Source organism: Peribacillus sp. P4_B1, from assembly GCF_056402395.1.
The window spans coordinates 19,810-28,487 of the sequence record NZ_JBFUHM010000057.1; the positions used below are offsets into that span (position 1 = coordinate 19,810).

The window sequence follows — 8,678 nt, forward strand, 5'->3', positions numbered from 1 at the left end:
TTAGTGGTTTTGGCGCAGCCCATTCTTTTATTTAATTCCAGAAGTCTTGCCGCTAGCTAGAGTAATTATTTTTACGATTGTTCTCGCAAGGTTCATAACCGTGTATAGACGAGTATCATTTAAAAATTGCATCGTTGGCAGCGGATCTATATAATTGACCATTCCTGTAATATGATAATCTCCCACTTCCGGCAATACTTTTTTTAAAGCTTTCCCTGGGACAAGAGGTCCATCCTTCAAGAAAACATAACCGACCTGGTTTTGATTCCCTAAACAAGCATCCACACTAAAAATAAGAGGCTTTTTGAATTGTTTTTTTATTATTTTCAACGTGTCTTTTAAATTAAATGCATGAACGGGATTTTCCAAAGTACCGTAAACACGATAAGGCACCATATGTTCTTTAAGCATTGTCCCGACTAAAGGGCCTAATGAATCCCCAACTGATCGGTCTGAACCAATACACAGAAAGATTACATCTTCATTTTGACATCCAGAAGATTGAATAATCTCTTTGACTTTTAATGCTAAGCAGTTTATTTCTTCGCTTTTTGGTTCCACAGAACAAATTGCTCCTCTTCTTGTAAATTAGACTCATCTTAATTCCCCTTTGTTCTATTATACGAACAAAAAAGACATCATGCATGTAAATATAAGCATATGTTTGAGAATGATAGCTAACACTCTGAAAAATGGCAGGAATTCAAAACATGCCCTTTAATTTATTTGGCGAGGAAGTGGCAGTTGGTTTACAACTAGAAAACGTAACGACTTTATTTTAAAGCTACAACCAAGTACACCAATATACAAAGTTAATTAATGTAATCAGCGTTCTAGGAACCTATATAATTGATTTTGAGAGTAGGAGGGGGGAAGGCTCCTTTTTTATTATACGTTTTTTAGATTAACTAATGATATACGCCCTTTGTAAAGAGCTATTCTTAGAAATTCATACAGGCATTTATCGACCAAATAAATAGCCTTTACAAATGACAGAAGCATAGATGGTATCTTATGTTTTCCATTCTACACACATACTAAAAAAAGAGAAGACCAGAAAATCTCCTCCTTTTCATTTAATCATTTTCACGATAATTGGTTCTTCTCTCTCCCAACAGTTTCGCGGCCTTTTTAGCCTTCTCCTGCTCAAGGTTAGTATATAGGGCAGCTGTTGTGGTTGAAGTATGGCCAAGTTGAGTCATCAGCAAATGGATGTCTCCTGACTGCTCCATTAAGTTTGTCCCATAAGTATGCCTAAGTTTGTGTGGGGACATCGATTTATTGGACTTAAATGCCTTCGTGTACTTCTTTTCTAGTGCCTCAATCGCGCGGTTGGAAAGAGGGGTCGCTCCATCATTCACCCTAGTCAAGAATACATAGGCCCGTATCATCATTTGAGCCCCTATAACGTTGCGTTCGTACAGCTAGGTAATCTTTTATGTCCTGCATAGACGGAGGAGAGACTGCCACTACATCCTTTTTTCCACCCTTACGTAAAAGGACTATTCTAATGTGAAAAAGAGTAAACCAAGAAAAAAACTGTGAGGAAATGGCTATTTTGTAAATGAACCTAACTACGAATTAATGGCTAAGGCGTTTACGGAACTATACTTTAGTTTTACTAAAGGTGGATCTGGAGATGTAGAATTCGACAAATTAGGCACGATAGCTTTATTTTCTGCATTGGCAAATGATGAAGAATGGAAACAAAAGGAATTAGATAAAATGAGAGCTCACGTTAAAAGACTTAAGAATGAAAAAAAGAAATAGATAAAGTCTTGTCGTGGTCATCTAGTTTACCCTCTGCATGCAGAGTACCGATAAAAAGGGAAGCAAACAAAACATAGCCCCCAAATACACCATCCATGTAGTATTTGGGGGCTACTTGACGTTTATCTTTATAGCGAATTTACTTAAAATAAGGAACCTTTTTCAAAGCCACACAAACTGGAACGGCAACGATAATTCCTAATATATTTTGAACGAGATCTCCAGGTATCGAAGCTAAAGGTGCAATCCAATTACCGTATAGAATCCCTTCACCAATATAATAAACAGCTATCATAAATGGAATGGAAACGATTGTTGCTATTACATTGAAAGCAATGCTAGTACCGTTGCGACCCTTTGACCAAGCGATTTTACCAACTATATATCCTTGCAAACCACGCGCCACAATGGTGATAGGTGCCCACAATGTCCACCCTCCAACTATATCAAATAACCCCATTCCTATCGCACCAGCAAGAGCTGCTTTTTTAGGACCAAATAAAATAGATGCAATAAAAAGCATAGCTGTTCCTAGATGAACTAACCCTCCATTTGCGGCAATTGGCAGTTTAATATTCAAAAAGAAAGTAGATAGGAACACAAGTGCAATCAACATTGCGGTAATAATTAAATCCATAGTTTTTTGACTTGACCTTGAATAACTTTGTGTATTTTGCATATCTGTAAACCTTCCTAACTAGAATTTTCCTATGATTTTAGCAAAAGACTGGTGTCTATAAAAGTGTCAATTTATTAAAAAACTATGAGGTCAGTTGATAAAAAATACAGGTATTATACGTATTGAAAAGAGAGAGGAGATGACTGTTTTTAGCTGATTTATGATAAGATAAATAAAGTTTAAAGTGGATAGGCCATATGGAGGTTATTATGAAAAAAGTTGCTGTACTACAGGATTTATCATCTTTTGGAAAATGTTCATTAACAGCTGCAATTCCGGTTCTTTCGGTCATGGGCGTGCAGGCATGCCCTTTACCAACGGCCATATTGACTGCGCAAACCGGATATCCAAGTTTTTTTTGTGAAGATTTTACATCCAAAATGAAATACTTCATAGAAGAATGGAGCAAGCTTAATGTAACCTTTGATGGAATCTATACCGGCTTCGTTACTGGTGAAGAACAAATTAATAATATTTTCCATTTTTTAGATAAATTTTATACAAAAGAAACCATTTTACTTGTTGATCCAGTAATGGGGGATATAGGAGAAGTCTATAAACTTTTTACCGATGAATTACTGGTACTTATGAGAGAACTGGTGAAGCGTGCAGATGTCATTACACCAAATGTTACAGAGTGCTGTTTATTAACCGGATTGTCTTATGAAAAGCTGCATAGCTATTCTAACGAAGAGGACTATATTAAAGCGATAGAAGAAGCAGGGAATATGTTGCAGCAAGAAACGGGAGCTCAGGTTATCATCACTGGAATGAATCCACCGTCAGCAGATTCAGAGAAGCAGTTTATCGGAAATATGTATTTGGACGGAAGTAGAACCTTTTATAGTGCGACGCAGTATAACGGTGAAAGCTATTCAGGTACTGGTGATTTATTTGCATCTGTGATTATGGGAAGCATGATGCGTGGAGAGAACCTAGAAAAATCCGTACAGCTCGCAGTGGCATTCCTGACAGAGGCTATCAATGATTCCTCCTTGGAGCAAATTTCTAAAGTAGAAGGAGTTAACTTCGAAAAATATTTACGAATGTTATTATGAATGCTTTAAAAATGGAAAAAATAGAGTAACAAAAGCTCGGCTTTTTGACTAACCGAGCTTTTTGTATAAATCAAATAGTACTTATTTTTGCCGAATATTGTAAAAAATCACTTAAATAATAAGGAAACTTTCTATTTACCTCACAACAGCCAGTATTTATGTTCGTTAAAGTTTGAAAATATTTAACTTCCATAGACCTTTACAAAGATTAAGAAAAATTACTTGAAGAAAAAACAATATTATCTACAATCGAGGAATTAGAAGCTCTATTTCCTGATAAGGATAGATCAGAAATTATAAAGAAAATGCGTCAATTAGGTTGCTTAGAATTAAAAAACGCAAAAATTCCATGGAGTGCAAAAACAAATAAAGAAGATAGACCGCCTTGTAAAATTACTTATGCTAATGAGCCTAATATGGAATTAATGGCTAAAGCATTCACTCACCTATATTATGAACTATTAAAAAAGGGTAAACTTAACGATAAACCTTGGCTTGAAGAGGAATGAAAAAAGCTAAGGAATATACCTCAGCTCAGTTAAGGGGAATTAATAAAGAAAGAAAAGCTAGTGATAATAATATTTTTTACAATAAATTTCCTGTTTATACAAAAGACCACCAGTAATTGCTATTGGTGGTTTTCTTCAGTTTGAACTAATTCAATTTCAAATAAATCTTCAATAGATATAGGGACACCATTTTCCTTTTTTAGTAACTAAATAAGGAGTGGCTTCCCAAGTGTGTTGCTTTTCACATTGCCAAAGTAGTTTAGTGTCTGTGTTAATATACACCTTAGATAAACATTTCCCATTTTTTGAATGAGCAAATCTTTGCATATCCTCAATAGTCTTTTTTGTTATACCAGCACAATAAGGACATCCAGTACCCTTGTCTCTATTTCTGCTACTTATTTTAGCTTCCCATTCATGTCCACAATTACCCGACCACCAAACCTTTTTGTCGCTATAAGCAATTACATCTCTAGGTTTTAAATCTACGTTTTTTATTGGATGCCATTCTCTTGCTAATTGCGGATTTTTCGTCTCCAAATCATTAAATCCTTTTAAAATTTTTTTATTAGCACAAAAAGGACACCCAGTACCTTTATTTCTACTATTTATTACAGCTTCCCATTCGTGTCCACAATTACCTAACCACCAAACCTTTTTACTACTTCCACCCAGTATATTGGACGGAAGTAGGTTTCCATTTTTATTGGGATGCCATTCTTTTACTAATTTCGGATTTTCGGTTGCCAGATCATTTATTCCTTTATTTAAGCTCCGTCTATGCACTATTTTTCTACCAGTAGCTTCATAACAAATAGGACAACCATTTCCATTTAATCTATTATTAACTTTAGCCACCCATTCGTGTCCACATTGACCTAACCACCAAACGTTTTTATTCGAACTATAAGAAATATTCTCAGATGATAAATTACCGTTTTTGATAGGATGCCATTCTTTTGCTAAATCAGGATTCATAAATGCAAGTGACTTCGCTTTTTCGGATATTAAATACATTTCCAATATTTTGGGTCGGTCACGGTATATGTCGATATCTGCTATGAGGTTCATCTTATATTTTTCATTCACATAAGTAATAATAAATTCAATACAATACTTCAATTCATTCTCTTTCAATGTTTTTCTCACAAAGCGATTAATTTTTTTGGGTAATACTGGACAATTCGGCTCTCTTATGCGAATTAAATCTATCCCATTCTCTTCACACAACTCATTCTTTTTTATGTCTTTTAAAGCATTCTTGTGATAATACTCACCGTCATACTCAATTGCAAGAGAAAGACCTGGTATATATATATCTAATTCCTTTTTCTTAAGAAAATGAGGGCGATAGTTTTCTTGAATATCATCAAATAGCAATTTCAAGTAATAAAATATAACCTTTTCATTAAAAGAAGATTTTCTTTCCATATCGCAATAAGGACAGCCAGTACCGTTCTTCTTTGCTCTGTTACTAACAGAAGCTTTAAAACTATGCCCTTTGTCACAAAGCCACCAAACTTTTTTATTAGTTCCTGCCACTAGGTTTGTTGGCAACAAATCATCATTCTTTGTAAAATTCCATTCCGTGCATAAATCTTTATGTGTTGTGGCTAAATCATTAAAGCCAACTAAAACTACCTTGTTATTGCAAATAGGGCATCCACTATTCATACGCACCCTGTTACTTGGAGTTGCTTGCCATTCATGATTACAAGTACCCAACCACCATACCTTTATATCACTGCGTGGACTTATGTCATTAGGTGTAAGTTTCTCATTTTTGAATGGATGCCATTCTCTTGCTAAATCACTATTATGCTCTAATAGTGATCCCCTTCTTTTTAATAGTGCTTTTTTAATATTTTCTGCTTGTTTCTTTTTTCGACATATCTCATAAGGACATTCTCTACCTCTTATTCTGTCACTTGGACTACTTTGGTAACTTTGATTGCACTTTGGACACAACCACCAAACCTTAGTACGACTACTAATCATAAAATCAGATGGGAGTAAGTTTCCATTTTTAGTGATATGCCATCCCCTTGCTAATTCTGGGTGTTTGGTTTCTAAATCATTTATACCTTTAATTAAGCTTCGTCTATGCACTATCTTTCTACCAGTATTTTCATAACATATAGAACAACCATTTCCCATAACTCTATTCTTAATAGTAGATATCCATTCGTGATTACATTTACCTATCCACGATACTTTTTTATTACTACCATATCCAATTTTTTTTGTCTCTATGGTTTTATTCTTTTCATTATCCCACTCGGATAACAAATGTTCTTTGCCATTCTCAATACACCAATCATAGAAACTTTTCTTCATAAATAACATCTCTTTTCACTAGTAGTTAAATTTATCTTTGTGTATTAGATATTTAGTTAATCGTATAAAAAGAAGGTTGACTGGAAACCTTTTAGAAATTGCAATAGGTTTCCCCTGTATAAGTTGCTAAAAAATAAAAAACTATAATAATCTAAGGATGCTCTTTGGAACTATATGGTGCTTTCATTTAAACAAGTAAACTAATTTACGATTTCTTAACTTGGAAGATTCGCCTTTTTTATGTTGAGAGGCATTATAAAAAACTATTGCTTCAAAATAGTAACATATATACAAAGGTGGTTATATGAAATATGGATATATCTAGGCTGAAAAGTATGGATCGGAAACGGTTGTAAAGGCTATTCATAATGCTATGAAGGGTGTAAATATCGACACACTAACTCAGGGTTCAACAGGTCTTATACTAAGCAGATTGAATGAGAGAAACCTAGAGGATGCAAAGCTTCAATTAAAGAATGAGAAAGAAAGACAAGAGAGGTTTATGAACGAACCCGTAACATCATTATTTGACTATAAAGGAGAATTGAGGCGTAAAGAAAACAAGGAGATTGGAACATCGGCTGAAGATGTCTATGCCTATTGGGAGGGTCATTATAAAAAGTATTAATAGAGATAACTCAGATTTGGGTTATCTCCTTTTTTAAATTTAACAAATAAATGTACATATAATCGCATTACAAGATATCGTCACCAAACTAATAAAACCCGTCTTTTATATTGTCTGCTACAGAACGAAATATAACTTGTCTAGTACTTCGAATATGTAGAGTTAACTCTACAGGAGATAGGTATTGGACAGTATAAATTACTGTACAGAAACAAACTTGTTTACTTAAAAATACAAACAATAAAAAATAACTATGGAGATCACATGTCAATTTACATATCTCATGTACTTTTTATAAAACCATTGGATTTTTCTGTTAAAATAGTACATATATAGTGTTAAAAAACGGAATTTGAGGTGGGGTTTGTGTATCAATTTTATCCAATTGTTAAACAACTTATAAATGAAATGACAGAAACCTATGGAATTAGTGGAAGAAGCCTTACCTTTTATGAAAGCAGAATTAATAAATTCTTTTCAGAGTATATGGGATTGCAAATGAATAAGGACAAGCCATTGAATGCATTAACATATTTTGATGTTGATACGTTTTTAAAAAATTTAAAGTGTAGTGATGCTGAGAAAGTAAATTACTATAGTGCATTAAAGCGATTTTTTGAATACACTTATTTAAAAGGTAAAACTCATGAAGTTATTAGCCAAGTTACAAAACCTGTATACGAAAGAAAACAAAAAGAAATTTTAAAAGAAGACGAATATGTCAAATTAGTAAATTTTATTGTTTGCAGGAACAACAATAATTTAAATGAGCGTTTGATTTTAGGACTATTTCTTTTTACAGGGTTAAGCAGAAAGTATATTGCAACTTTAAGAAACAATCAGTTTGTTTATGATGAAGGTGTATATAAACTGACCATATGGAAAGATGAGAACGAAGTGAAATTACCATTAAAGTCAGAATTACAACTAATTATTCAAGAATATTGTACAAGTCTAGCAGATGATAATAAATTAGACAAAGTTATGCAAATGGATGAAAACTTCATTAGTACATACATTGGTAATTTAACCAAAACAATTTTAGGAAAGAATTGCACACCTACTATTTTATCAAATACTTTTATTTCAAAGGCTTTGTCAAATGGCAATTATATATGGGAAATAAGTAAACTTACTTTAGAATCTGTTACTACTATTGAACAACATATAAATGACATTGATAATTTAGTCAATATGCAGACTTCAATATTAAATAGTTTTAAGTGAAAAGGATAATATTTACAAGCGAGAATCCAATTATAGAATGTGAACTTGAAGTGTGCAATTGGGTGCTTTACGAAATAAGGCATATTAAAAAGAAAAGTGGCTCGGCGGAATTCTCGAAGCTATTTTTCTCTTTAAATTGTCTAACGGAATAACATGCATTTATTTTGAGATTTGAACTAGAGACTTCTTTCGTTTCTATTTTGCATCTTAAAACTGAACCCGTTAAGCAGAAACATAGAGAGTCATAGTCATTTTTTGAGTTTAGTGAATCCTTAAAGCACACATGCACACGTACAACACTCTGAATTGCTCGTGGTGGCCGTTTTAAGAGTTCTCGGGTTTTAATCTGAGTGCATGTAAGCAGCCTGCAGTATGTTGGTTTCTTAGTGTGTAGATGATACAGAAACCACGCTCATCCACACACACGTATTCGTTAATAGTTCGACACGACTCAAATAATTGGCATACTG

9 protein-coding genes are annotated in these 8,678 nt (G+C 33.7%); 5 read left to right on the forward strand and 4 right to left on the reverse strand.

What is annotated here, in order from left to right; all coding sequences use genetic code 11:
• Window positions 1–27: 27 nt before the first annotated feature.
• Together yyaC and AC1DVK_RS22840 are read right to left on the reverse strand one after the other, a co-directional pair.
• Entirely contained in the window at window positions 28–561 is a 534-nt protein-coding gene (gene yyaC / locus AC1DVK_RS22835) for a spore protease YyaC (protein WP_089362125.1), read from the reverse strand.
• 515 nt (window positions 562–1,076) lie between these two features.
• Entirely contained in the window at window positions 1,077–1,391 is a 315-nt protein-coding gene (locus tag AC1DVK_RS22840; RefSeq protein WP_477627441.1) for a tyrosine-type recombinase/integrase, read from the reverse strand.
• A 193-nt stretch (window positions 1,392–1,584) separates the two neighbouring features.
• Between AC1DVK_RS22840 and AC1DVK_RS22845 the strand changes: the two genes are divergently transcribed.
• The gene (locus AC1DVK_RS22845) at window positions 1,585–1,770 is read left to right on the forward strand and encodes a hypothetical protein (protein WP_477627442.1); all 186 of its coding nucleotides are present in this window, start codon (window positions 1,585–1,587) and stop codon (window positions 1,768–1,770) included.
• A 139-nt stretch (window positions 1,771–1,909) separates the two neighbouring features.
• Here the strand turns inward: AC1DVK_RS22845 and AC1DVK_RS22850 are convergent, their stop codons facing one another.
• Window positions 1,910–2,449 (reverse strand): ECF transporter S component, encoded by a 540-nt coding sequence (locus AC1DVK_RS22850; RefSeq protein WP_096340597.1) that lies wholly within the window; start codon window positions 2,447–2,449, stop codon window positions 1,910–1,912.
• A gap of 209 nt (window positions 2,450–2,658) precedes the next feature.
• Here AC1DVK_RS22850 and AC1DVK_RS22855 point away from each other — a divergent pair, with 209 nt between their 5' ends.
• Window positions 2,659–3,507, forward strand: coding sequence for a pyridoxamine kinase (locus AC1DVK_RS22855; RefSeq protein ID WP_061463131.1), 849 nt, complete (start codon window positions 2,659–2,661; stop codon window positions 3,505–3,507).
• Between the two features lie 305 nt (window positions 3,508–3,812).
• Window positions 3,813–4,016 (forward strand): hypothetical protein, encoded by a 204-nt coding sequence (locus AC1DVK_RS22860; RefSeq protein ID WP_053346496.1) that lies wholly within the window; start codon window positions 3,813–3,815, stop codon window positions 4,014–4,016.
• 168 nt (window positions 4,017–4,184) lie between these two features.
• On the opposite strand, the gene AC1DVK_RS22865 is transcribed toward AC1DVK_RS22860, so the two are convergent.
• Window positions 4,185–6,353 carry a zinc-ribbon domain-containing protein gene (locus AC1DVK_RS22865; RefSeq protein WP_477627443.1) on the reverse strand — a complete coding sequence of 723 codons (2,169 nt, stop codon included), beginning with the start codon at window positions 6,351–6,353 and terminating at the stop codon, window positions 4,185–4,187.
• Window positions 6,354–6,726: 373 nt separating this feature from the next.
• Here AC1DVK_RS22865 and AC1DVK_RS22870 point away from each other — a divergent pair, with 373 nt between their 5' ends.
• Both AC1DVK_RS22870 and AC1DVK_RS22875 read left to right on the forward strand, forming a co-directional pair.
• Window positions 6,727–6,981, forward strand: coding sequence for a hypothetical protein (locus tag AC1DVK_RS22870; RefSeq protein ID WP_477627444.1), 255 nt, complete (start codon window positions 6,727–6,729; stop codon window positions 6,979–6,981).
• Between the two features lie 366 nt (window positions 6,982–7,347).
• On the forward strand, window positions 7,348–8,208 hold the full coding sequence (locus AC1DVK_RS22875) for a tyrosine-type recombinase/integrase (protein ID WP_477627445.1): 861 nt from the start codon (window positions 7,348–7,350) through the stop codon (window positions 8,206–8,208).
• The last annotated feature ends 470 nt before the right edge of the window (window positions 8,209–8,678 follow it).

Excerpts from the sequence above, each read along its gene's own strand:
- AC1DVK_RS22860 (WP_053346496.1), top strand. The coding sequence starts at position 3,813 with ATGCGTCAATTAGGTTGCTTAGAATTAAAAAACGCAAAAATTCCATGG.
- AC1DVK_RS22855 (WP_061463131.1), top strand. The coding sequence starts at position 2,659 with ATGAAAAAAGTTGCTGTACTACAGGATTTATCATCTTTTGGAAAATGT.
- AC1DVK_RS22840 (WP_477627441.1), bottom strand. The coding sequence starts at position 1,391 with ATGATACGGGCCTATGTATTCTTGACTAGGGTGAATGATGGAGCGACC.
- AC1DVK_RS22865 (WP_477627443.1), bottom strand. The coding sequence starts at position 6,353 with ATGAAGAAAAGTTTCTATGATTGGTGTATTGAGAATGGCAAAGAACAT.
- AC1DVK_RS22850 (WP_096340597.1), bottom strand. The coding sequence starts at position 2,449 with ATGCAAAATACACAAAGTTATTCAAGGTCAAGTCAAAAAACTATGGAT.
- AC1DVK_RS22870 (WP_477627444.1), top strand. The coding sequence starts at position 6,727 with ATGAAGGGTGTAAATATCGACACACTAACTCAGGGTTCAACAGGTCTT.
- AC1DVK_RS22845 (WP_477627442.1), top strand. The coding sequence starts at position 1,585 with ATGGCTAAGGCGTTTACGGAACTATACTTTAGTTTTACTAAAGGTGGA.